Source organism: Sciscionella sediminilitoris (genome assembly GCF_000737195.2).
Classification (GTDB): domain Bacteria; phylum Actinomycetota; class Actinomycetes; order Mycobacteriales; family Pseudonocardiaceae; genus Sciscionella; species Sciscionella sediminilitoris.
The window spans coordinates 258,182-280,833 of sequence record NZ_JALM01000009.1 but is presented as its reverse complement, the minus strand read 5'-3'; the positions used below and the strand labels follow the sequence as shown (position 1 = coordinate 280,833).

General features: G+C 69.0%; 24 protein-coding genes. 8 read left to right on the top strand and 16 right to left on the bottom strand.

Annotation, left to right across the window (positions count from 1 at the left end):
* Positions 1 to 3 precede the first annotated feature (3 nt).
* Entirely contained in the window at positions 4 to 870 is an 867-nt protein-coding gene (locus tag AD72_RS04565; RefSeq protein WP_031465116.1) for a LysR family transcriptional regulator, read from the top strand.
* Here AD72_RS04565 and cuyB read toward each other — a convergent pair.
* Both cuyB and cuyA read right to left on the bottom strand, forming a co-directional pair.
* Positions 851 to 1,534 carry a cysteate racemase gene (gene cuyB, locus AD72_RS04560; protein WP_031465115.1) on the bottom strand — a complete coding sequence of 228 codons (684 nt, stop codon included), beginning with the start codon at positions 1,532 to 1,534 and terminating at the stop codon, positions 851 to 853. The genes AD72_RS04565 and cuyB overlap by 20 nt on opposite strands.
* Positions 1,531 to 2,532, bottom strand: a complete 1,002-nt coding sequence (gene cuyA, locus AD72_RS04555; protein WP_031465114.1) for a D-cysteate sulfo-lyase — start codon at positions 2,530 to 2,532, stop codon at positions 1,531 to 1,533. The genes cuyB and cuyA overlap by 4 nt, the downstream gene beginning before the upstream one ends.
* Positions 2,533 to 2,673: 141 nt before the next feature.
* On the opposite strand from cuyA, the gene AD72_RS04550 reads away from it, so the two are divergent.
* Both AD72_RS04550 and AD72_RS04545 read left to right on the top strand, forming a co-directional pair.
* Entirely contained in the window at positions 2,674 to 3,954 is a 1,281-nt protein-coding gene (locus tag AD72_RS04550) for a dicarboxylate/amino acid:cation symporter (RefSeq protein ID WP_051897914.1), read from the top strand.
* A 9-nt stretch (positions 3,955 to 3,963) separates the two neighbouring features.
* Positions 3,964 to 4,563 (top strand): TetR/AcrR family transcriptional regulator, encoded by a 600-nt coding sequence (locus AD72_RS04545; protein WP_031465112.1) that lies wholly within the window; start codon positions 3,964 to 3,966, stop codon positions 4,561 to 4,563.
* Here AD72_RS04545 and AD72_RS04540 read toward each other — a convergent pair.
* Together AD72_RS04540 and AD72_RS04535 are read right to left on the bottom strand one after the other, a co-directional pair.
* A complete protein-coding gene (locus AD72_RS04540; RefSeq protein WP_031465111.1) occupies positions 4,534 to 5,658 on the bottom strand; it encodes an MAB_1171c family putative transporter in 1,125 nt (374 codons plus the stop codon). The genes AD72_RS04545 and AD72_RS04540 overlap by 30 nt on opposite strands.
* Before the next feature lie 61 nt (positions 5,659 to 5,719).
* Positions 5,720 to 6,397: a TetR/AcrR family transcriptional regulator gene (locus tag AD72_RS04535; RefSeq protein WP_031465110.1), complete on the bottom strand. Its 678-nt coding sequence runs from the start codon at positions 6,395 to 6,397 to the stop codon at positions 5,720 to 5,722.
* 162 nt (positions 6,398 to 6,559) lie between these two features.
* Between AD72_RS04535 and AD72_RS04530 the strand changes: the two genes are divergently transcribed.
* The 3 genes from AD72_RS04530 to AD72_RS04520 all read left to right on the top strand — a co-directional run bounded on the left by AD72_RS04530 (position 6,560) and on the right by AD72_RS04520 (position 11,606).
* Entirely contained in the window at positions 6,560 to 7,495 is a 936-nt protein-coding gene (locus tag AD72_RS04530) for an NAD-dependent epimerase/dehydratase family protein (protein WP_031465109.1), read from the top strand.
* 9 nt (positions 7,496 to 7,504) lie between these two features.
* Positions 7,505 to 10,879 (top strand): aminotransferase class I/II-fold pyridoxal phosphate-dependent enzyme, encoded by a 3,375-nt coding sequence (locus AD72_RS04525; RefSeq protein ID WP_051897912.1) that lies wholly within the window; start codon positions 7,505 to 7,507, stop codon positions 10,877 to 10,879.
* Between the two features lie 82 nt (positions 10,880 to 10,961).
* Positions 10,962 to 11,606: a dihydrofolate reductase family protein gene (locus AD72_RS04520; RefSeq protein ID WP_031465107.1), complete on the top strand. Its 645-nt coding sequence runs from the start codon at positions 10,962 to 10,964 to the stop codon at positions 11,604 to 11,606.
* A 21-nt stretch (positions 11,607 to 11,627) separates the two neighbouring features.
* On the opposite strand, the gene AD72_RS04515 is transcribed toward AD72_RS04520, so the two are convergent.
* Together AD72_RS04515 and AD72_RS04510 are read right to left on the bottom strand one after the other, a co-directional pair.
* The gene (locus AD72_RS04515) at positions 11,628 to 12,155 is read right to left on the bottom strand and encodes an ImmA/IrrE family metallo-endopeptidase (protein ID WP_031465106.1); all 528 of its coding nucleotides are present in this window, start codon (positions 12,153 to 12,155) and stop codon (positions 11,628 to 11,630) included.
* Between the two features lie 4 nt (positions 12,156 to 12,159).
* A complete protein-coding gene (locus AD72_RS04510; RefSeq protein WP_031465105.1) occupies positions 12,160 to 12,594 on the bottom strand; it encodes a helix-turn-helix domain-containing protein in 435 nt (144 codons plus the stop codon).
* Between the two features lie 261 nt (positions 12,595 to 12,855).
* Between AD72_RS04510 and AD72_RS37495 the strand changes: the two genes are divergently transcribed.
* Entirely contained in the window at positions 12,856 to 13,812 is a 957-nt protein-coding gene (locus AD72_RS37495) for a LuxR C-terminal-related transcriptional regulator (RefSeq protein WP_031465104.1), read from the top strand.
* Between the two features lie 69 nt (positions 13,813 to 13,881).
* Here the strand turns inward: AD72_RS37495 and AD72_RS04500 are convergent, their stop codons facing one another.
* The 9 genes from AD72_RS04500 to AD72_RS04460 all read right to left on the bottom strand — a co-directional run bounded on the left by AD72_RS04500 (position 13,882) and on the right by AD72_RS04460 (position 21,504).
* Positions 13,882 to 14,577, bottom strand: coding sequence for a 2-hydroxychromene-2-carboxylate isomerase (locus tag AD72_RS04500; RefSeq protein WP_031465103.1), 696 nt, complete (start codon positions 14,575 to 14,577; stop codon positions 13,882 to 13,884).
* Positions 14,578 to 14,591: 14 nt separating this feature from the next.
* On the bottom strand, positions 14,592 to 15,026 hold the full coding sequence (locus AD72_RS04495) for a 3-hydroxyacyl-ACP dehydratase FabZ family protein (protein ID WP_031465102.1): 435 nt from the start codon (positions 15,024 to 15,026) through the stop codon (positions 14,592 to 14,594).
* Positions 15,023 to 15,373, bottom strand: coding sequence for a 3-hydroxyacyl-ACP dehydratase FabZ family protein (locus tag AD72_RS04490; RefSeq protein WP_037344788.1), 351 nt, complete (start codon positions 15,371 to 15,373; stop codon positions 15,023 to 15,025). The genes AD72_RS04495 and AD72_RS04490 overlap by 4 nt, the downstream gene beginning before the upstream one ends.
* Entirely contained in the window at positions 15,373 to 16,413 is a 1,041-nt protein-coding gene (locus AD72_RS04485; RefSeq protein ID WP_031465100.1) for a beta-ketoacyl synthase N-terminal-like domain-containing protein, read from the bottom strand. The genes AD72_RS04490 and AD72_RS04485 overlap by 1 nt, the downstream gene beginning before the upstream one ends.
* A complete protein-coding gene (locus AD72_RS04480) occupies positions 16,410 to 17,408 on the bottom strand; it encodes a hypothetical protein (protein WP_051897909.1) in 999 nt (332 codons plus the stop codon). Before AD72_RS04480 ends, AD72_RS04485 begins: the two co-directional genes overlap by 4 nt.
* Positions 17,409 to 18,188, bottom strand: a complete 780-nt coding sequence (locus AD72_RS04475) for an alpha/beta fold hydrolase (protein ID WP_051897907.1) — start codon at positions 18,186 to 18,188, stop codon at positions 17,409 to 17,411.
* Positions 18,181 to 19,068: a beta-ketoacyl synthase N-terminal-like domain-containing protein gene (locus AD72_RS04470; RefSeq protein ID WP_031465097.1), complete on the bottom strand. Its 888-nt coding sequence runs from the start codon at positions 19,066 to 19,068 to the stop codon at positions 18,181 to 18,183. Before AD72_RS04470 ends, AD72_RS04475 begins: the two co-directional genes overlap by 8 nt.
* A 70-nt stretch (positions 19,069 to 19,138) precedes the next feature.
* The gene (locus tag AD72_RS04465) at positions 19,139 to 20,263 is read right to left on the bottom strand and encodes a beta-ketoacyl synthase N-terminal-like domain-containing protein (protein ID WP_031465096.1); all 1,125 of its coding nucleotides are present in this window, start codon (positions 20,261 to 20,263) and stop codon (positions 19,139 to 19,141) included.
* Complete coding sequence (locus AD72_RS04460; protein WP_031465095.1) at positions 20,260 to 21,504, bottom strand: beta-ketoacyl-[acyl-carrier-protein] synthase family protein; 1,245 nt, start codon at positions 21,502 to 21,504, stop codon at positions 20,260 to 20,262. The genes AD72_RS04465 and AD72_RS04460 overlap by 4 nt, the downstream gene beginning before the upstream one ends.
* 157 nt (positions 21,505 to 21,661) lie before the next feature.
* Here AD72_RS04460 and AD72_RS04455 point away from each other — a divergent pair, with 157 nt between their 5' ends.
* Positions 21,662 to 21,910: an acyl carrier protein gene (locus AD72_RS04455; RefSeq protein ID WP_031465094.1), complete on the top strand. Its 249-nt coding sequence runs from the start codon at positions 21,662 to 21,664 to the stop codon at positions 21,908 to 21,910.
* A 264-nt stretch (positions 21,911 to 22,174) separates the two neighbouring features.
* Here the strand turns inward: AD72_RS04455 and AD72_RS04450 are convergent, their stop codons facing one another.
* The gene (locus AD72_RS04450; RefSeq protein WP_197284872.1) at positions 22,175 to 22,651 is read right to left on the bottom strand and encodes a DUF3995 domain-containing protein; all 477 of its coding nucleotides are present in this window, start codon (positions 22,649 to 22,651) and stop codon (positions 22,175 to 22,177) included.
* Between the last annotated feature and the right edge of the window lies 1 nt (position 22,652).

Below are 22,652 nucleotides of genomic sequence, written 5' to 3'. Positions count from 1 at the left end.
GGCGTGGACATCGCCTGGTTGCAGAGTTTCCTCGCACTCATCGAGCACGGCGGGTTCACCGCCGCCGCACAGGCGCAGCGACTCAGCCAGCCCGCGTTCAGCCGCCGGATCCGCAGCCTGGAGCGGTGGGTCGGCACCGAGCTGATCGACCGCGCGACGCATCCGCTCACCCTCACCGCGGCCGGGGAAAACCTGCGGGTGCAGGCAAATCAGGCGCTGACCGGCCTGTTCGGGGTGCGCGATCAGGTGCGCAGCGCCCAGCTCACCCCGGAGCAGGCGGTGCGCATCGGCTGCGGGCACACGCTCGCCACACATTTCTTCCCGCGCTGGTGGCACCGGTTCGCCGCGGCGGAGCACTGCGTGCTGGTCGCCGCGAACACCCTGGACGCCTACGATTCGCTGTTGCACGGCGGCTGCGATCTGCTGCTCGCGCACGCCGATCCGGGCAGCCCGCTCGGTGTGGAGCACGAACTCGACTGGCGGGTGCTCGCCACGGACCGCCTCGCCCCGTATGCCCGCGACGGTGGTTCCGGCCCGGAATTCGCCCTGCCCGGCAGCGCCGGTGCTCCGGTTCCGTTCGTCAGCCACGGACCCGGCGCCTTCCTCGGCAGGATCACCGACCGGCTGCTCGGCGCGGAGCACGCGTTTCTGCGGCCGGTGGTGCAAAGCGATCTGACCGGCACACTCGCCGAACTCTCCGCTTCCGGGCTCGGCATCGCCTGGCTGCCCGAAATCGTCGCCGCGGGGTACCCGGAACTCACCGAACTCCACGGGGCGAGCACGGAACTGGAGATCCGGCTCTACCGCACCCGCAAACCGCTGCCCGAGCAGGCGGCGCGGGTATGGCTGGCTACCGCAGACAGTTCCTGACCACCGCGCGGGCCAGCAGCTCGGTCGGGTCCAGCAGCCGGGCCGCGTGATCGCTGCCGCGCAAGGCGATCGGCAGCTCCGTACAGGCGAGCACGAGTACTTCGGCATCGTCCATGGCGCGCACCGCCCGTTCCCCGGCGCGCAGCGCATCCGCCCGGTCACCGGATTTGACGCAGCGGATCGCCAGGTCGATGTCCTGCTGCACGGCGTCCTCGGCCGCGCGCACCTCGATGCCCGCCGCGGCGAACCGGGCCCGGTAGAGCTCCCGGCTGGCCCGGGTGGACAGCAAACCCACCCGGCCGATACCGCGTCCGGCGATCGAAGCCACCGTCTCGGCGATCATGTCCAGGAACGGCGCCCCGGTGTCCGCGCGCAGCCTCGGCAGGAAATGGTGCGCGGTATGACAGGGCATGGCCAGGATCGTGGCACCCGCGTCCAGCAGCATCCGGGTCCCGGCCAGCAAAGCCGGATACGGATCGGGATTCCCGTGCAGCACCGCACCGACCCGGTCGGGCACCGTCGGATCCGACCAGATCACCACGCGCAGATGATCCTGATCGCGCTCGGCAGGGGTGAACTCGGTGAGCCGGGCATAGAAATCCGCGCTCGCCGCGGGGCCCATTCCGCCCAGTACCCCGACGAGCTGGGTGTGGTCCACCGTCACGAGAACGTCTCCCGGTAACCGAACAGGGCCGCGCTTCCCCCGGTGTGCAGGAAAACCACGTGCTCCCCGGCGCCGAACCGGCCCTCGGCGATACCACCGAGCAGACCGGCGAACCCCTTCCCCGCGTACACCGGGTCGAGCAGGATCCCCTCGGTGCGCGCGAGCAGCCGGACCGCGTCGACCATGGACTCGGTCGGCACCCCGTAACCCCCGCCGACCCAGCGATCGTCCACGTGCACGGCTTCGCGAGGCAGCGTGTCCCGGCAGCCGAGCAGTTCCGCGGTGCGCGCGCCGAGTGCGTGCACCGCCCCGATCTGGTGCTGCTCCGGCTGGCGCACGCTGACCCCGAGCACCCGCGCACCGGATCCCATGGCGTGCAGCCCGGCGAGCAGTCCGGCCTGGGTGCCCGCGCTCCCGGTGCCGTGCACGATCCAGTCCACCGGAACCTCGGCCGCATCGAGTTCCTGCGCACAGCCCACATAACCGAGCGCGCCGGTCGGATTCGAGCCGCCGCCCGGGATCACGTACGGCCGCTTCCCCTGTGCCCGCGCCTGTTCGGCGACCCGTTCCATGGCGGCGGCCATATCGGTGCCCGCGGGGAACCGCTCGGTGATCTCCGCGCCGAGGATGCCGTCGAGCAGCACATTGCCGGAATGCTCGTACTCCTCGTCGCGTACCTGGCGGCGTTCGAGCAGCAGTTTGCAGTCCAGTCCGCAAAGCGCGGCCGCGGCCGCGGTCTGGCGCGCGTGGTTGGACTGGGTGGCGCCCTGGGTGATCAACAGGTCCGCGTCCTCGGCGAGCGCGGCGCCGAGCAGGAACTCCAGCTTGCGGGTCTTGTTGCCGCCGGTGGCGAGGCCGGTGCAGTCATCGCGTTTGATCCACAGGTTCGGCACCTGGGAGTACCGCTCGCGCAGCTGCGCGGTCAACCGGTGCATCGGCTCGAGCGGGGTGGGGAAATGCCCGAGCCGATAGCGCGGGAAACGGGACAGCTGCACCATGAGCATCACCTTTCGGTCGTCGGATCGCCAGCACAACTACACCGGTACGGCCCGCCGTTGTCCAATGCACATCTCCGGCGCGGGCATGCAAGATTCACATGGGACTGTGCAGCACTCCGGCACGCACCTATATTGCTCGCCATGCCGGAGCGACGAGGCCGAACGGACGAGTCCCAGGATCTGCCGAACCGGCCCCGGTTTCCCCCGCTGTGGGCCCAGATCCTGCTCGCGCTCGCACTCGGTGTCCTGCTCGGGTTTCTCGCTCCCGGGTTCAGCGAGCACATCGAGATCGTCGGCGAGGCCTTCATCCGGCTGATCCAGATGAGCCTGCTCCCGCTGATCTTCCCGCTGATCGTGCTCGCCATCGCCCGGATGGATTCGGCGAAGACCCTCGGGCGCCTCGCCGGGAAGAGCATCCTCTACTTCGAGGTCGTCACCACGGTGATCGTGGTGTGCACGGTCGGGGTCGCCGCGATCGCCGGGTTCGGCTCCGGCGTGCACCTGCCCGCCAGGGACGCCGCGGACACCAAGGGAATCACCAAATCCCTGGACGCCGGCCAGTTCATCCTCGACATCATCCCGAAGAACATCTTCGCCGCGCTCAGCGAGGGAAACCTGCTCGCGGTGCTGTTGTTCGCCGCCTTCTTCGGGGTTGCGCTGGCCCGGATCGGCGAGAAAGCGCAGCCGGTGCTGAACGTGCTCGACGGGGTCGCCGAGGCGATGTTCCGGGTCGTCGGCTGGGTCGCCCGGCTGGCCCCGATCGCGGTGATCGCCTATGTCGCCTACAACACCGCGCACTATGGCTGGGATGTGCTGCTCGACCTCGCCCTGTTCGTCGTCGTGTTCTACGCGGCCTGTCTGCTCGTACTCGGGGTGATCCTTCCGGTCGTGGCACTGGTCTGCCGGGTGCCGTACTTCCGGATGCTCGCCAAGGCCGGCGACCTGGTGCTGCTGTCCTTCGTCACCCGCAGCTCCGAGGTCGTGCTCGCCCCGCTGATCGCCCGGCTCGAACGGTTCGGGGTGAGCCGCAAGGTCTCCTCGTTCACCATGCCGCTCGGCTACTCCTTCAACGCCGACGGGGCCACCATCTACGAAGGACTCGCGGTCGTGTTCCTGGCCAACGCCTACGGGATCGAGCTCACCCCGGGCAGACTGGTCATGGCCATCCTGGTGCTGATGCTGCTCACCAAGGGCATCGCCGGGATCCCCTCCGCCTCGGTGGTCGTGCTGTTCTCCGCGGCCACGATCATCGGGCTGCCCGCGCAGGGCGTGGCGATCCTGCTCGCCGTGGACTTCGTGGTCGACATGGCTCGCACCGCACTCAACGTGACCGGTAACGCACTGGCAGCCACCGTGATCGCCAAGTCCGAGAAGGAATTCCTCCCACCTCCCTCCCGACCGATCAGTCCAACATCCTGCTAGGCTCGACGCGTGGCAGGCAAGAAACAGTTCGATGTGGAACACGCCCTCGACGAGGCGATGCGGGTGTTCTGGGAACGCGGCTACGCCGAGGCCTCCCTCGATGCCCTCGGTTCCGCGACCGGGCTCGGGCGCGGTTCGCTGTACGGGGCCTTCGGCGGTAAGGACGCGTTGTTCCGGCAGTGCCTGGACCGCTACTCGGCGATCTACGGGCAGCGGTTCGAGCAGGCGCTGGCGGCCCATCCGGACGATCCGGTCCGCGCGGTGGAGGCCTTCTTCGCCGCGATCCTGGCACGCATCACCGATCCCGCGGTCCCGGACGGCTGTTTGGTCGCCCAGTCGGCGGCGCAGTCCCCGATGCTCACCGCGGAAAGCCGGGCCCTGGTGCACGATCTGCTTGCCAGGCAACGGGAACGGGTACGCGGTGCGCTCACCGGCGCGGGACTGGGCGAGGCTGCCCTCGACGAGCTCGCCGGGTTCGTCGTCGGGCTGAACCAGTCGCTCGCGGTGCTCTCCCGCGCGGGAGCGGCCGAGGCGGAACTGCGTTCGATCGCCCGGCTGGGCAGCGCGACCGTGGCCCGGTCAGTCGCGGACGCTGGCGAACGCGTGTGAGACCTCTTTGAGCCAGCTGACCTCGGCGGCGAACGTCTTCGCGTCCCGCTGTTCGAAACCGCCGCGGCTGGGTGCCGGGATACTGCGCGGGTCCGTGCGCTTGGTTTCCAGTGCCTGCTTGATCTTCCTGGCTTCCAGCCGGACCTGATCGGCCGGTGTCTCGGACTCGGACTCGGACTCCATATAGGGCCGCAGTGCGCGCCAGCCGTCCCGGATCTCGACCACCCTGCGGTAGAGCCGGTAGTGCAGATCCGAGATCGAGGAACTCGGCGGTTCGAGCGCGATCTCCGGGGTCGCCTCGTACAGCGAATGCCACAGCGGGTAGAGCGCGCGATAGGAGCGGTAGTCCCGCAGCCAGCCGACCGCGTTCGTGACGTGCCCGCCCCAGGACGGCATGGTCAGTGCGATCGACATCACCACGATGCCCACCGCGCTGAACAGATTGGGCAGTACCTTCCAGATCCCGGGTTCGATGTGCAGCGCCGGGCTGAGGATGTTCACGGTGCGCGTGAGGCAGTACACCACGAGCAGCACCGCGGCGATCGAGAGCAGCCACAAACCCCTGCGCAGCCACGGATTCCCGGCCGCGCGCGCATAGGGGATGCACTGGATGGCGATCTTCACGCACGGCACCAGCTGCGAGGCGATGAACAGCAGCAGATAGGTCAGGATGACCGGATCGGCGCTGCCGACGGTGAGATCCGTGGAGGGCAGGTACACCGCGCCGCCGATGAAGAACAGCGCGACGAGCACGGCGATGATCAGCACACCGGTGACCAGCCAGCCCCGGATGCGCCCGCGCACCTTCTCGAGTGGATTCGCCCACAGCAGCAACAGAATCTGCGCGCTGATGCAGAGTGCGACCGCGACCACGTGCAGGACGAGCACGCTGAGGTTGGGCACCCCGAACAGGCTCGCCGAGCTCGTCGAGACCACACCCATCGCGAAGGTGAGGAACTGCCAGGCGAGGGTGACGGTCAGGCTCACATAGACGACATCGCGCCAGTTCCGGTGGATCTGCACGAGCTTGTACAGAAACGCCGCGGACGACGCGATCGCCGAAAGCAGAAAGGCTGCCGCCGCGACACCGTTCACCGTTGGCCTGTCCGTTCCTCGTGCTCAGCGTTTTCCCGGTATCCCCCGCGCGGGTAGGTTTTCAGGCGCCTTCCACCGTGAGGCCGAGCCCGCGCACCGCGGCCGCGATCGAGTAGTCGAAGAAGGCGGACTGATCGGTCACGCTGTCGTGCGTGCGGCTGAACAGTTCGAAGATCAGCAGCCCGACCAGGTTGCTCCAGAACCCGATACCGCGCTCGATCAGGTCCTCGTAGCCCGGCTCCGGTTCCCCGCCGAACAGCGCGATGGATTCCTTGGTGACCAGTGAAGGACTCGGGTACGGGCGCGGAATCTGTGCCATCGCACCGCTTTCCATCGCCGAACGCAGGATGCGCGCGATCGCCGCCGGGGTGCGCGATGCGGGGCCGACCGTGTCCTCGGGCGCGTGGTAACCGGGGATCGGGGAACCGTAGATCAGGGTGAACGCGGCGCGGTTCGCCAGCGACCATTCGCGAAGCGCCCTGGTGATCGCGAGCATCCGGGCACCGGGCTGCGCGGACGGATCGTCCGCGCGCTCCATCGCCTCCCCCGATGCGTTGTAGGCGTCGATGATCAGTGCGGTGAGAAGTTCGTCCACCGAGCCGAAAACGCTCCCGACTTCGTCAGACGAACGTCCATCCGCGGCCGCGACGGATTCCACATCCAGTCCACCGGTCCCCGCGGCTTCGACCAGGCGCAGCGCTGCGGCCTTGATGGACTGTGCGAGATCGTCAGAGGTCATAGCCATCCTTCATCCGAGCCGTTACAGTGAGCGACTGTACACCAAGCAGGCCATCCCGCATCGGTGAAGCGAACGGCTCGAAACACCGTTTTTTCCTTCCGTTCACCAGGCTGCCTTCCGGTGCCGCACGATGGGGGCGAACCGACGACAGTAAGGGGAGATATGAGTCAGCACCTGGTGATCGGTCATGGGCCGGCCGGTGCGGCCACCGCGCGGCTCCTTGCCGACCAGGGCGAATCGGTCCGGATCGTGAGCAGGTCCGAGCGGGTAGCCGAATCGGGCATCGAATACGTCCGCCTCGATGCCTCGGAGGCCGAGGCACTGAGCGAGGCCGCGAAGGACGCGGACGTCATTTATCACTGTGCGTGCCCGCCGTATCACTTGTGGCAGCGGGATTGGCCGAAGCTGGCCACCGCGATGCACGCGGCCGCCGAATCCAGCGGGGCCACCCTCGTCGTATTGAGCAATCTCTATGGATACGGCCCGGTCGACGGTCCGATGACCGAGGATCTGCCGCTGTCCGCGAACACCGTCAAGGGACGGGTGCGCGCGCAGGTCTGGGAGCGCACCCGGGAACTGCACGAACAGGGCCGGATCCGCGCGACCGAACTGCGCGCCTCGGACTTCTTCGGCCCCCGGGTCACCGACGGCGGCCACCTCGCCTCCCGCGCGATCCCGCAGCTGCTCGCCGGGAAACCGGTGCGGGTGCTCGGTGATCCGGACAGCCCGCACAGCTGGACCTATCTTCCCGACGTGGCAAGGGCTCTCGTCCAGGCGGGGTCGAGCGAGGACGCGCTCGGCCGCGCCTGGCACGTGCCGACCGTCGCGCCCCGCTCCAGCAGGCAGATGCTCGAATCGCTGGCCACACTGGCCGGGAAGAACCAGGCCAAGGTTTCCCCTATTCCGCCGGTGATGCTGCGCGTACTCGGCCTGTTCGTCCCGCTGATGCGGGAACTGCGCGAGATCCAGTACCAGTTCGATCGTCCGTTCACTGTGGACTCGACTGCGTTCACCGAGAAGTTCGGTCTCACCGCCACACCGCTCGAGGAGCAGCTGCGGTCCACCCTGGAATGGTGGCGCTCGAGGCCGGCGGCATAGGGAGTCCGCATGACGAACCGGCCGGGGGACAGGGAAAACGCGGGTGACATCGCCATCGTGGGGATCGGTTGCCGGTTTCCCGGTGCCCGCGATGTCAACGAGTACTGGCGCCTGCTCCGCGCTCCCCGGCCCCAGTTCCGCCGTGTCCCGGATTCCCGGTGGCGCCAGGATTCCTTCGTCAGCGACGATTTCCGCGATCACCGCACCAGCTACACCGACCGGATGGCGCTGCTCGGCGATGTTTCCGGGTTCGACGCGGCGCACTACGGCATGCCACCGCGGCGGGCGCGCTCGCTCGATCCGCAGCACCGCCTGCTCATCGACACCGCGCGCGAGGCGATCCAGGACGCGGGCTGGGAGGCCCGGGGATTCGACCGGGAGCACACCGCCTCGATCATGGCGGTGAGCGAGAGCGGGTACCGCGAGATCAGCCTGATGCACGTGCGGGCCCGTCAGCTCGCCGGAGGTGAGTTCGGGAATCCGGTGCCCGGCGCGGAGTCCGGGGTGACCGGGGTCGGCGCGCTGCACGGCACCGCGCTCGCCGGGCTGCTGATGAACATGGGGCCGAGTTCGGTCAGCTCGGCCTTCGCGCTGCACGGGGAGAGCTATTCGCTGGACGCCGCGTGCTCCGGCGGGCTCGCCGCGATCGCCGAGGCGGTGCACGCGCTGCGTTCCGGGCGCTGCCGGATCGCGCTCGCCGGGGCCGCGCAGCTCGTGCTCACCCCGGATCTGCTGGTCGGGCTCTGCCGGGTCGGCGCGATCTCCCGCTCCGGAATGTGCCGCCCGTTCGACGCGCGCGCCGACGGTTTCGTGCTCGGGGAAGGCGCCGGGGTGCTCGCGCTGCGCCCGCTCGCCGACGCCCGCGCCGAAGGCGACCGGGTCTACGCGGTGCTGCGCGGGGTCGGCATGGCCAATGACGGCAAGGTCGTCGGCAATATGCTGCCCCAGCACCGCGGTCAGATACTCGCGCTGCGCCGGGCCTATGCGGACGCCGGGGTGGATCCGGGCACGCTCGGCTACCTCGAGGCGCACGGGACCGCGACCGCCGCCGGGGATCCGGTGGAGATCGGGGCACTGCGCGAACTGCGCGGACCGGAGACCCAGCAGACCTATCTCGGGGCCGCGAAGGCGATCCTCGGCCACTCGATCGGCGCGGCCGGGGTCGCCGGGATGATCAAATGCGCGCTGAGCGTCTACCACGGGGAGATCACCCCGCAGCCGGGATTCGAACCGGCCGAAGGGCTCGAACTCGGCGCCGCCGGATTCCGGGTGGCCGGCGAACCGGTGCCATGGCCGGAGAACCGGGAGCGGCTGGCCGGGGTCAGCGCCTTCGGGTTCGGCGGGACGAACGTGCACATCGTGCTGTCCGGGGCCGATGAACCGGTGACCGAGACCGCGCCCGCCGAACCGCAGCTGCTGCTCGTCTCCGCCAAGGACCGGGCCGGGCTCGCCAGGCACGCGGCAGAACTTGCCGGGACACTGCGGGCGGAGCGTCCGGCACTGCGCAGTGTCGCCGCGACGCTGGCCGCGCGCACCCCGTTGCCCGAGGTCCTCGCCGTCACCGCGCATTCGAGCGCCGAGGCCGCTGCCACCCTCGAGGAGTCCGCCCGGCTGGTGGGCCTCGGCGAGACCGGGGAGCTCGGCCCGGCCGCGCGCACCGGCAGCACCGAACCGGGAAATCCCGTGGTGGCAAGGGATCCGGTCGCCGATCGACCGGACGAACTGCGCCTGCTCGCCGAACGGGCCACCAGCGGAACGGGGCTGCGCCTGGAATTCCCGCGCACCGCACCGTGCACGCTCCCGCCGAGCCCGCTGCTCCCGAAGCGGCACTGGATCCTGGACGAGGTCACCGCGACCGCGCAACCGGCCCCCACGACCCCGCAACCGCCCGCGGCCGAGCGACCGGAGACCGATCCGCGCACCGTGATCCTCGAGGAGATCGCCCGCACCAGCGCGCTGCCGGTCACCGAGCTCTCCGGAACCCAGCGGCTGGCCAGCAACCTCGGTTTCGACTCGCTGATGCTGCACGAACTGCAGACCAATGTGCGCGATCGACTGCCGCTGCTGCCGTTCACCGTCAGCGACACCGGCGATCCCACCATCGACAGCCTCATCCCGGACGGCGGCCGTACCCCGGACGGAGCCGGTGCACGCGAACCGGCGCCCGCCGCGCACTACGATCCGGACACCGCGCGCATCGAGAGCTTCCCCGAGGTCGCGGCCATCGAGCGGCGGCTGAGCGAGATCTCCGGGAACGGCATGCCGAACCCGTATTTCCGTACTCACCAAGGGAATCTGCGGGACACCACGGAGATCGACGGGCGGCGGTTCTACTCGTTCAGCAGCTACAACTACCTCGGCCTCTCCGGGGACCCCGAGGTGAACGCCGCGGTCCGCGATGCCGTTTCCCGGTACGGTTCCTCGGTTTCCGGCAGCAGGCTGCTCGCCGGGGAGCGCCCGGTGACCAGGGAACTCGAAAAGGAACTCGCCGAGCTGCTCGGCACCCAGGCCAGTCTCACCCTGGTCAGCGGGCACGCCACGAACGTCAGCGCGATCGGTCATCTGTGCGGGAACCGGGACCTGATCCTGCACGATTCCCTTGCCCACGACAGCATTCTGCAGGGTTGCGCGCTCTCCGGGGCGACGCGGCGCCCGTTCGCGCACAACGACACCGAGCAGCTGGACTATCTGCTCGAGCAGACCCGTGGACGGTTCCGCAGGGTGCTGATCGTGGCCGAGGGCGTCTACAGCATGGACGGGGACCTCGCCCCGCTTCCGGAGCTGATCGAGCTCAAACGCAGGCACGGGGCCCTGCTGCTCATCGACGAGGCGCACAGCATCGGCACCGTCGGCTATCACGGTGGCGGGATCGGCGAGCACTTCGGCGTGGACCGCGATCAGGTCGACCTGTGGATGGGCACCCTCTCCAAATCGCTTGCCAGTTGCGGGGGTTACCTCGCGGGTTCCGCGCGCACCGTGAACTGGCTCAAGTACACGCTTCCCGGTTTCGTCTACAGCGCGGGAATGACCCCGCCGAACGCCGCGGCCGCACTCGCCGCGCTGCGCCGGATGCACGCCGAACCGCAGCGGCTGCACCGGTTGCGGGACAACGCCGCGCTGTTCGGCAAGCTCGTCGAGGACGCCGGGATCGCCACCCGGCCGGAGGTGCCCACCCCGGTGGTTCCGGTCATCCTCGGTGATTCGGCCGTCACCCTCCGGCTCGCGCACCGGCTCTACGAACGCGGCATCCTCGCCGATCCGATCCTGCATCCGGCCGTGGAGGAACGGCAGACCAGGCTGCGGTTCTTCATCACCAGCGAGCACACCCAGGAGGAGCTGGAGTACACGGTGGCGGTGCTGCGCGAGGAACTGGGCAAGCGCTGAACTGAGCAAGTACTGACGGTGCCGCGATGAGTTCCGCCCGCCGGGGAGGTCACTCCGTTCGTCACCGACGAAAGGAACGACCATGGCCGCACTGCTGCGGGTGCAGAACTTCAACGTCTCCAGCGACGGGATCGGGGCCGGCGCGGACCAGACCCTGGAGCGGCCGTTCGGCCATGTCGAACCCGAGCGCCTGTTCTCCTGGGCCGGTGCCACGGCGAGCTGGCCGATGCGCACCGATCCGGGCGGCAGCCGGGGCCTCGACGACTACTTCACCAGGGACTACGACCACGGTATCGGCGCGGAGATCATGGGGCGCAACAAGTTCGGGCCGCAGCGCGGTCCCTGGCCCGATCACGAATGGCGCGGCTGGTGGGGCGAGCGGCCGCCGTTTCGCACCCCGGTTTTCGTGCTGACCCACCACGAACGGCCCTCGTTCCCCCTCGCCGACACCACCTTCCACTTCGTGGCGGGCGATCCGGCAGCGATATTGGACCGGGCACGGGAAGCGGCCGGGGGCCTGGATGTGCGGCTCGGCGGCGGTGTCCGCACCGTTCGCGAGTTCCTGGACGCCGATCTGGTCGACACCATGCACATCGCGGTCTCCCCGGTACGGCTCGGATCCGGGCTGCGGCTCTGGGAGTCCCCCGAGGAACTGCTCGACCGGTTCCACCTCGAGGTGGTGCCCAGCCCGAGCGGGGTGCGCCACCACCTGTTCTGGCGGCGGTGATCATCCGGCCTGCGGCGATCCCTAGACCAGGGTGCGTTCCACGCGGTCGATCGCGCGTTCGCGTTCCGGGCTGCTCGGGTTCGCCCTCGGTCGTCCCTTGATGAGCTCCGCGAGCAGATAGGCGGTGATCTCGGCCTCCTGCTCCTGCACATCGTCATAGGTGGCGCGACCGAGCATGTCGCGCACGATCTGCGGGTCGATGTTCGGGAACAACGCTCGTGCACTCTCGTCATCGAGTATCCCGGAACCCCGGTGACAACAGATGACATGCCCCAGCTCGTGCAAGATGATGTGCTCCTGGTGTGCGCTCGTCGTGTTGGCGTCGTAGAAGATGACGTCCTCGTCGCTCGCGGCGACCCACATCCCGCACGGATGCGAGGCAGGAAGCGGGAGCGGGACGAGCCGGATGGGCCGCCCGCGCAGCTCCACGAGGTGATCGCACAACGCCCGCACATCCCGGGCCTCGTGCAGGTCGAGTTCGGCGATCCGGCCCGCGCATTCCTCGCGGATCCGCCGTAACTGTTCGTGCCGCTGCTCGGGATCGGTCATGTCATCACTCCGAATCGGTCACCGGAGGCAGGCCCTGCATCTGCCGATACTGGTCCATGATCGTGGTGATGGCCTCGAGATTCTCCTCCCGCAGCCCCGCCGCGCGCATGGCCACTGCCCGTACTCCAGACTGCCGCATCGCCTCCACCGCCGCCAGCTCACTGAGCACCGAATCGGCGAGTTCCTCGTCGAAGAAGTAGGCGACGGACACCCCGAAGAACTTCGCGAGCGCGCTCAACAGCTCCTGCGACGGGTTGGTCCGCTTTCCCGTACGGATCTGGGAAAGATATACCGGACCGACCTTAAGTTCGGGTGAAATGCGTTTGAGCTCGGCGACAACTTCCGCATTGGTCCAACGCTTCCCCCCAGGGCGAGCGGTTCGAAACAGCTGGTCCAGCCTCGTCGCCAACACCGGCCGTTCCTGGTCCTCCTCGGCCACGCCCGCACCTCCCGTCTTCACTCGATCACCGACAGCTAATTCTTAGTATTACAGATTTGCTGGCAGTTGACAAAGTACCCCAATTCGGTAAGACTCGGCCCCATCGAGGATAGCTGTCAGTTAACTTCATTGCTGAGGGTTAGCGACCGGCGTGGCCGGGCTGGGTGGCTCTAGGGGTGTCACTCAACCCGGCATCTGATCCAGCCCGGCCGCACCGACCCACGGCACACCGGGGCTGACCATCGCACGAGGGGTACGGACGTGAAGACTGATATCGGACTCACCGGCAATACCGACGTGGTCTATCGAACGATGCTACGGCATTCCCGCTGGAGCCCCGAGGAACTCTCGGACGCGCTCGGCTGGCCGCTGGCCGAGGTCGCCGATCACCTCGGCCAGATGCGCGCGGACGGCCTGGTGACCGCATCGGCGGACAAGGCGGGGGCCTACCGCGCGGTCGAACCCGCGCTCGCCCTTCCCGCGCTCGTGCTGCGCTGTTTCCGCAAGCTGGACGAGGATGTGATGCGGTCCCGGTTCGGCGGGGTGCAGGGGGTCATCGCGCTGCGCGACCGCTACGCCGAGCAGTACCGGCACAACAAGGGGCTGCGCGGCTTCGACGAGATGGCGGCCACCGTGGAACGCTACGCGACCGGGGCCGACGAGGAGATCACCTTCCTGGTCCCGCGTTATGTCCCCGGCGCGGTGGAGTTCTCCGCCCAGCTCGCCGAATCGGCCCTGCGCCGCAATGTCACGCTGCGCCCGATCTGGGCAGCCGAGCTGATGCAGCTCGGCCCCGCGGAGGACTACGCGCGCTGGCTGGACAACCGCTGCGCGGCACCCCGGTTCGTCGCCAAGGTGCCCGCCTGGGCGGTACTGATCGACAAGCGCGTAGCGGTGACCATCGACAGCGCCGGGGTCGTGGAAGTGCAGTGGGACGAGCGGGCGCTCGGCACCCTCTACACGGCGGCGGAACGGTTGTGGTGCCAGGGCGCGCGCACCCGCGGTTCGATGACCCCGGCGGGGATGGACGGCGGCACCGACCGCCTGGAGAGCGTGCTCTCGCTGCTCTCCGATGGACTCACCGATGACGCGGTGGCACGCCGGCTCGGGGTCAGCGTGCGCACGGTCCGCAATGACGTCGCCTCCACCATGAAGGTGCTCGAATCCCGCAGCCGGTTCCAGGCCGGTGCCACCGCGGCGCGGCTCGGCCTGATCTAGGGACTGTGGATGCGGCTGGGCCGCCCTGCTCCCCTTGGCAGGGCGGCCCTTTCCTGTTCCCGTCGGCGATCAGCCGCAGCCTCCCGCGTGCCCGCCGTCGAGCACCAGCTCCGGCCCAGCGGGCACGGACACGGCCTCCGGTTCGGTCGCGGGGTCCGCCGCCACCAGGGCGGCGAAGGCACCGAGCCGTTCCACGCCCCAGAACTTTTCCCTGCCGTACAGGAAGAACGGCACTCCGAACACGCCGTCACGCTCCCCGGCCGCGAGCAGTTCCACGCCCCGTTCCCGCAGGCGTTCCTCCTGCGCGGCACCGGCGATCGCCGCCGCGTCCAGTCCGAGTTCCCCGGCGATCTCGGCGAGCACCTCCACCGAGCAGATGTTCCGCCCCTGTTCCCACCGCGCCCGGTAGGCCGCGTCCACGAACTCCGCGCCATGGCCCGCTTCCTGGGCCGCGAGGTAGCCCAGATGCGGTAGCTCCCAGCAGGGATTCCGGTCCACCGGCCACGCGATCTCCAGCCCGCGGGCCCGGGCGGTGCGCTTCGCATCCTGCAGAATGTAAAGGTTCTTGGCGCGCGGCATCTCGGTCAGCGCCAGCTGGATACCTCGCTCCGCGAGCAGTTCACCGGTGGCCGCATCGGGTTCCCAGTAGGGCAGCCACTCCATCCGGTCCAGCAGCCACGGGTACTCGGCGCGCAGTTCCCGGTAGGCGAACCAGGAGTACGGGCTGCGCAGGGAGAAATACCAGCGCACCTTCTTCTTCGGCATGAGAACTCCTTCGGTCAGTTCAGTTCGGCACCGGGGCGGAAGGCGAGCACCGCCTGGCCGATCTCGAGCACGGTCTGTCCCGCGCACTCGGTGTGCCCCTCGAAGAGCACGGTCTCGCCGAGGTCGCGGGCGATCCGGACGTGGTGTTCGAGGGTTTCGCCCACCGCGACAGGACGGTGGAAACGCACCTTGGACATGCCGCCGAACAGCAGCACCGTGCCCGGGCCGAGGCGGTCCTGTTCGAGCGCGGCGAGCAGCGCGGCGGACTGTCCCCAGGACTCGATGAGCAGCGCGGCCGGGTACCCGTTCGCGCAGTCCCACGGTTCGTTCGCGGTGACCGCTTTCTCCGCGCGCAGCCAGGTTCCCGGCTCGACCTCGGGCACCCGGTCCACGAGCTGGATCGGGTGCCGGTGCGGCAGCAGTTCCCGGATCCGCTCGGCCCCGATCACGGCACACCCCGATAGGTCAGTTTCATCTTCGCCGCCTGTTGTTCTCCACTGTGGACCGTCGCACTCACCTGCTCGCCCTTCCACTGCAGCGTCACGGTCACGGTCTCGCCCGGATACACCGCGCCGGTGAACCGGCAACTGTCCACTGCGGACAGTTCGACCGGACCGGGTGCGGTTTCCCGGACCACCCGGTGCACGCAGTCGAGCAGCAACACCCCGGGCAGGATCGGGAAATCCGGGTAGTGCCCGGCGAACACGGGTTCCTCCGCACCGATGGCGAAGCTCGCCACGGCGCGGTCCTCGGTGTGCTCCCGCAGCACCAGCGGCGCCTCCAGCAGTGCGGCCATCAGCGCATCCGCAGCACGGCCGCACCGACCGCGCCGTCCCGGTCGACGTTGCTGAGCACGGCGAGCTCGCCCGCCGTTCCCGGGGTGGCAAGCAGTGCGGCGAGCCCGAAGGCCGACGAGCTCGCCCCGAGGTCCCCGAACCCGGCGACCTCCGGTACCCGGCCGCGTGCCTGCTCGGTGAACAGTTCGGTGAGCGCGGCCCGTTCGGCGTGGCCGGTGAGCCCGGTCGCACCGGAGGACACCACGGCGGCCACATCCCCGGGCCGGGTGCCCGCTTCCTCGAGGGCGCCGCGCAGGCAGGCGAGCAGGGCGGTGCGCGGATCCCCGTCCAGCACGACCCGGGAGCGCACCGAGAGGATCTCGGCGAGCGCGTTCTCGGCCTCGCGGCACACGGTGAACAGCGCCGCGCCCTCGCCGAGCGGTGCGCCGTATTCCGGGGACTCCTCGAGGGAACGCGCATGCCGTTCGAGCCAGGCGCGGGCGCGGGAGTATTCCTCGGCCGCACCGCAGAGCACGGTGTCGGCGCGGTCGGCGGCGAGCAGCCGCACGGCGTACTGCAGCCCCTGCAGCCCCGCAGCGCGCCCACCGGCCACCGTGGTGTTCGGCCCCTTGATGCCGTACCAGATCCCGCACCGGCCCGCGGCGCAGTTCATCACGACATTGGGCATCAGCGCGGGATCCACGTGGAAGGGTTCCGCGCCGGTGAGCGAGGAACCGGTGAACTCCATCATGCTCTGCGCGCTTCCGGTGGTGGTGCCGAGCACGATCGCGGTGCGTTCGGCGTCCAGCGCCTGCTCGGTGAGTTCACGCATCGCGGTCACGGTCAGCGCGGTCACCCGGTCCATGGAACGGGTTCCCTTCTTGCCGAGCACCGCGCGCGCGTCGAACTCGGTGAGCACTCCGGCGCGCTCGTCCGGGGAATCCCACTCCGCGGCGAGTTCGCGCACCGGATCGGTGCCCGCGCGCAGCCCCTCGGTGAACGCGGTGCGCCCGATCCCGAACGGGGACACCGCCGACCAGTCGGCGATCACCGCGGTCATCGGTTCGCTCCCTCGAACGCGGCCACCGTCTTTTCGTCGAAGGTGACCATCTCCCAGACACCGGTGTCCCGTTTGGTCATGTAGCCGTGGGTGATGTGCCCGGTCGCGACCGGGACGAGCGCCCCCTCGCGCACCACGTAGCAGTCCATCCGGGAGGTGTAGAGCAGTCCCTTGAACACATCCTCGACGGTGTAGATCGTGTACAGCTCCTCCTCCATGATCACCTCGTCCAGCAGCCGCACGTCGGACTTGGTGACCACCGGGATCCAGTGGCGCTCATCGAGCACTCGCTTGATGTCCAGTCCCCGGTCGGCGAGGAAGAGATCCACGACCTCCTCCATCTGCCGCAGGAACCCGGACATCTGCACGCGCTCGCTGAAATGGCAGTAGAAGTACGGGATGCGCCAGCGCCAGCCGAAGGCGTTCTGGTCCTTGGTGAGTTCGGCGAGCACCGGGTCGGCGCTCGTGCCGCGGCCCGCGGAGAGCTCACCGCGCGGGGCCGGTTCCGCGGTCAGCGGGCGTGGTTCGGCGCCGCCGATGCGGTCGGTGACGAACGGGTGCAGCCCGTCCGGAACGGGTGCGGTGGCCCCCGAATCCCGGCGCAGCACGACGGAAACCGTGGACGTCGAGGTGGTCACCTCGGCTCCGTCGCGCTGCACGGTGGCCACCACCTTGAACCGCAAGCCGCCCTTGCGGGTATCCGGGGTCACGGTCAGCGTCGGCACATCGTCGATGTGCAGATGCGCGGGCAGCCGGGTGGCGATCTCCACCACGTCGAGGCCGAGCCCGAACCGGTCGTACAACCCGCCCGCGGGCAGCCCGGCCGCGCGGAAGTGTTCCAGTACCGCGGCCTCGACGAGGTAGTTGATCTGTTTGAAGCCGAGCGAGGTGCTGATGTTGCAGCCCTCGTACGCGGGCCGGAGCACGGCCGAGCTCTGCTGTTCGAGCAGGGCGCGCACCTTGTCCTCAGAAACCGGTGTGTCCATAGTGGTCATTCAGCTCACTCCACAGGCGACTGTCTGGTACTGGTTCAGGAATTCGCACACCGCGGCGCGGAACTCCCCGGGGAACTCGATCATCGGGAAATGCCCGCTTTCCGCGAGCACCCGCACCGAACCCGAGGGCAGGGCCTCGGCGAGCCGCTGCCCCTCGGCGGCGGGCGCGGTCTCGTCCCGCCCACCGCTGAGCACCCGCACCGGGATCCGGATGGCGGAGGTGCGCAGCCACGGCGTGTTCAGATACATGGTGAAGAACCGGGACCAGGCATACGGTCCGGTCTTCTCGCACACCAGCCTGCCGAGTTCGGCGATCCGCTCCTCCGGGATGCGCCCGGCGGCGTGGGTGCGGATGCCCTCGGTGATGGTGTGCTCGAAATTGGCGATCGACCGCTGCACCGCGGGCCAGTCGAACTCCTCCGGATCCGCCCGGTAGAACGGCGCCACCAGCACCACCGCCCGGTATCCGGCTTCGGTCGCGCTGAGCAGTTCCAGCACCGCGTTGGCCGACATGGAGTGCGCGACGAGCACATCGGTGCCGCCGGGAACCCGTGCCGCGGCCTGTTCGATCCACTGTGCACAGTCGGACTGCCAGCTCCAGGACCGGGATCCGGTGCCCCGCCAGGGCAGATCGGCGGCCCACACCTCGACGCCGTCGGGCCAGCCGTCCGTGACGGACCGCCAGATCGCCGCGCTGTTCGCCAACCCGTGCAACAACAGCACCCTGGTGTGCGGGTTCTCCGTGGCGCGCAGGCAATGCAGCTCGATCGGTTCACTCATCGGCGCCGCCGATCAGCAGCCCCGCGGTGGCGTCCGCGGCAACCGATCCGGAGATCGCGTGCACGCTGCCCCGTCCGCCATCGGAGAACCAGCCGATCGAGGCCGCGCACTGCAGGACTCCGAGTGCGCCCGAAGAAGCGCCAAGCCGGGCGTCCAGATCGAACGGCGCGCTCTCCCCGCTGCCGAGGCGCAGCGCCGGTTCCGCACCGAGTTCACGGGCACAACCGGCCGGATCGGCCGCGCGCACACAGCGGCGCAGCACCGCTTTGCCGGTCACCCCACGGTTTCGGGCCGCGTCCGGGGATTCGAGGAGCACCCCGGCACCGCCGTCGAGGACCCGGGTGTTCCCGGAGAGCTCGCGCACCACCGGGTTGTCCGGCTCCACCCCGATCACCAGCATCCGCGCCGCCCGCCCGGCACGCACCAGCGAATCGGCCCAGCGCATCGCGTCGGCCCCGGAGGTGGATCCGTTGCACAGCATCAGATTCGGCCCGCGCAGCCGGAACCGGATGGCGATCTCCGAGGCGATCACGTTCGAGGAGGCGTTCGCCGTGTCCATCGGGCTCACCCCGCGGGTGGTCTCCTCGGCGATCGTGTTCGCCACCCGGCACACGGTGTCCACATTGCCGAAGTTGGAGCTGACCACCACACCCATTCCCGGATCGGTGCAGCGCCCCTCGCCGTCGAGCAGGTTCGCCTCGGTGAGCACGAGTTTCGCGGCGACCAGTCCCAGTTGGGTGGCCCGGTCCTTGTAGCGCAGGCCCTTCTTGCCGAGTACCGCGGCCGGATCGACCGGTTCGGCGTTCCGTGGCTCGCGCAGCAGTCCGGCGCAGTCGGCGATCCCGGGCAGGACCGGCTGGGCCGCGGTGAGCAGGTTCATGACACCTCCAGTGACTTGCGGGACACCCGCACCCGGTCGGCTTTCATGAACAGAGCTTCGCGATCGTCGTTCATGACACCTCCAGCATCGCCACGGCGTTCACGCCCCCGAACCCGAATCCGTGCACCTGCGCGACGGTCGGGTTCTCCTGCTGCGCGGTGCCGAGCACGACCCGCATTCCCTCGGTCTCCTCGATCCGCTCGGCGACACCGGTGATCGGCGGGACGAGCCCGGTCTCCAGCGAGCGCACCGCGGTCACCAGGCTGAGCGCGCCCGCCGAACCCGAGGTGTGCCCGGTCATCGACTTGATCCCGGTCAACAGCGGGGTCTCCAGCGCATCGCCGAACACCTCGCGCACCGCGCCCGCCTCCACCTCGTCGTTGAGCGGGGTTCCGGTGCCGTGCAACAGCACGAGATCCACATCGGAGGGTTTGATCCCGGCGCGTTCGTGCGCGGACCGGATGCTCGCGCTCACCCCGGCCGGATCGGGAGCGGTGGCATGGTAGGCATCGCAGTTGATCCCGACCGAACGCAGCCGGGCCCGTCCCGGATTCTCCGGTGCGCGCAACACGATCGCGCCCGCGCCCTCGCCGAGGATCGTGCCCTTGCGGTGCACATCGAGCGGGCGTACCCGGTCCGGTGGCACCGGCTGGAACCGGTCGGAGAGGCCGAACATGCTCTCGGTGACCACATCCACCCCGGCCACGACCACGGTGTCGTGTTCCCCGGCCGCGATCAGATCGGCGCCGAGCGCGAGCGCGTACAGCGAGGCGGAGCAGGCCCCGGCGAAGGTGTGCGTATCGGCTGCCCCGAACTCGCGCCGCAGTTCGGAGCCGAAATGCAGGTCACCGGCCTCGAACGGAGCACCATCACGCCACCACAGTTCCACCGAGCGCAGCTCGCGCAGTCCGGTGCCGATCAGCACCGGGATCCCGTCCAGCTTCGGCTCGAGACCCGCATCGGCGAGCGCTTCGCGGATCGCGGTGTTGAGCAGGGCGGTGGCGCGCTTCGGCTCGTCCACGCCCTCCGCGGGCCGATTGTCCACTTCGAACAGTTGACGGGCGTTGTACTTGGCGTGGTCGAATCCGCGCATCGGCGCCAGCCCGCTGCGCCCCGCGCACAGGTTGTCGAACAGCTCTCCGACGTTCCCGCCGATGCTGGCGATCGCGCCGAGCCCGGTGATGGCCGCGGTCATCGTCCCTCCCCCGTGTAGCTGCCGAGTACGACAACGGCGTTGTTCCCGCCGAAGGCGAGCCCGTTGTTCTGCACGATCCGCAACCGCGCGGGCACGGATTCGTTGGGCACACAGTCGATCTCGCATTCCGGATCGGTGCGCACATGGTTGATCGTCGGCGGGATGAAGCCTTCGGTGATGGCCAGTGAGCAGGCGATCGCGGCCAGCGCGCTCGCCGCACCCATGGTGTGGCCGAGCATCGACTTCAGCGAAACGGTGCGCGGTGGCTGCTCCCCGTACACCGCGCGGATCGCCCTGCTCTCGGTGATGTCATTGGCCTTGGTTCCGGTGCCGTGCGCGGAGATCAGGTCGACCTCATCGGGTTTGACGCCCGCGTTCTCCAGCGCGAGCCGCATGCAGCGGCCGACGCTTTCCTCGTCCGGGGCCACCTGGTGGTAGGCATCGCAGTTGAGCCCGTAGCCGAGGATCTCCGCGTAGATGCGCGCTCCCCTGGCGAGTGCGGACTCCAGGCTTTCCAGCACGAGCACCCCGGCGCCCTCCCCGGTGAGGATGCCCTTGCGCTCGGCGTCGAACGGCTGACAGCACTCGGGGGCGATCGTACCGAGCCGATAGAACCCCGCGAAGGTCTTGCGGCACATGGCGTCCGCACCACCGCACAGCGCGTAGTCCACCTCGCCGGAGCGCACCGCGTCGAATCCGTAACCGATGGTGTAGTTGCCCGCCGAGCAGGCCGTGGCCAGGGTCACCGGCTCAACATCGGAGAGTCCCAGTTCCTGAGCAATGGCAAGGGAAAGCCGGGCGGGCGAGATGCGCGCGGCCAGTTCGGGATCCATCGCCTCCGGGCCGTCGGTGAGTTCGCTCTCGATGAGCCGGTCCAGTTCGGCCGAGGCACCATCGGTGGTGCCGATGGAGATCATCCCGTGCCGCGCGTCGAGCGCTTCCGGCTCGAGGCCCGCGTCTTGCACGGCCATCCGGGCGGCGCTGACCGCGAGCGCGGTGGCGCGGCCGAGGTTCTCGGTGTCCAGGTTGTGGATGTAGGTGTCCGGATCGAAGCCGGTGACCTCACATCCGGTGGAGTGGGCGAACCCGCTCGCGTCGAACACCGAGATCGGTTTCGCCCCACTACGGCCCGTACGCAGCCCCTCGGTGAACTGTTCCACACCGATCCCGATGCTGGAGAGCGCGCCGAGCCCGGTGAGCACGACCCGGTGCTGCGGTCGCGTTGCGGAGTTCGAGGACATGCCAAACACCTTTCGTCTCGGTCCCCCGAGAATCGCACGGATTTCCGGGCCCGTGGAATTGCGTTGCATGAACCTGCGAGCGACCTTGGCAATCGGGCCGGTGCCAAAAACAATGGACTCAAATACGACAAAGCCAACGAATCAAGGGAGCGCGAATATGACTACCTCCGTAGGCGAGCGATACGCCAAAATCCGGGAGATCGTGTGCGAGATCCTGGAGATCGAGGAGGACGAGGTCACCGAGACGAGCCTGTTCATCGAGGACCACGACGCCGATTCGCTGCGCGCCATCGAGATCCTCGCCTCGCTGGAGAAGGAATTCGGCATCACCATCGACCAGGCGGAGCTGCCGAAGATGGTCAACCTCAGCGCCGTGAACGAGGTCGTCGACCAGGCCGCCAGCTGAACCCAGCCACCGCGAGAAAGCCCCGGAGCCAAACGGTTCCGGGGCTTTCCGCTGTGTCCGAGCTAACTGCGCGAATCGCGGTTTTCAGCGGCATAGCCGCTTTCACCACCCACGCACCCGGCACCGCGGCGGGTTCTCTGGCGTTTCCTCGCGAGGACAGCACCGCCGTGGTGTATGGGCATACATGAGAAGGTGATCCCGGAGCGAGGGGACGCCTGAGGTTCCGCTACCCACTCCGCAGCACAAGTCCAGTCAAGACAATCGCTAGCGGCGGTGCATGCGGAGCATGGCCAGGCCCAGGGCAACCCCCCACACCAGGAACCAGGGGTCCCAGAGGTAAAGGTGCCAGCGGAAAGCCAGCGTTTCGGTTCCCGGGGCCCCGCCGATCGCGACCACCGCCTCGGAGATGGTCAGGAATCCGCCGTAGAGCACGAGAACGGCCGTACCCAGCCAGCCGAGCACGAGCAGCAGTTTCCTGGGGAACACCCGTCCCCAGGGTTGCACGAGGGCAAGCGCGAAGACGGCACCGACCAGTTTGATCACCGTCACCAGCACCATCACCGCGGTCATCCCGGCGTCCCCGGTGCGCACGGCTTGTTCGATCACACCGCCGACGGTGTCCAGGCCCAGTTCCCCTCCGGCCGTCCAGTAGAGGCTCACCAGGGCGAAGAGCAGGGCCACCACGAACGCGGCGATCGCCGGCCAGCCACGTGAATAGCCGGTGCGCACCTGCTCGGTCATC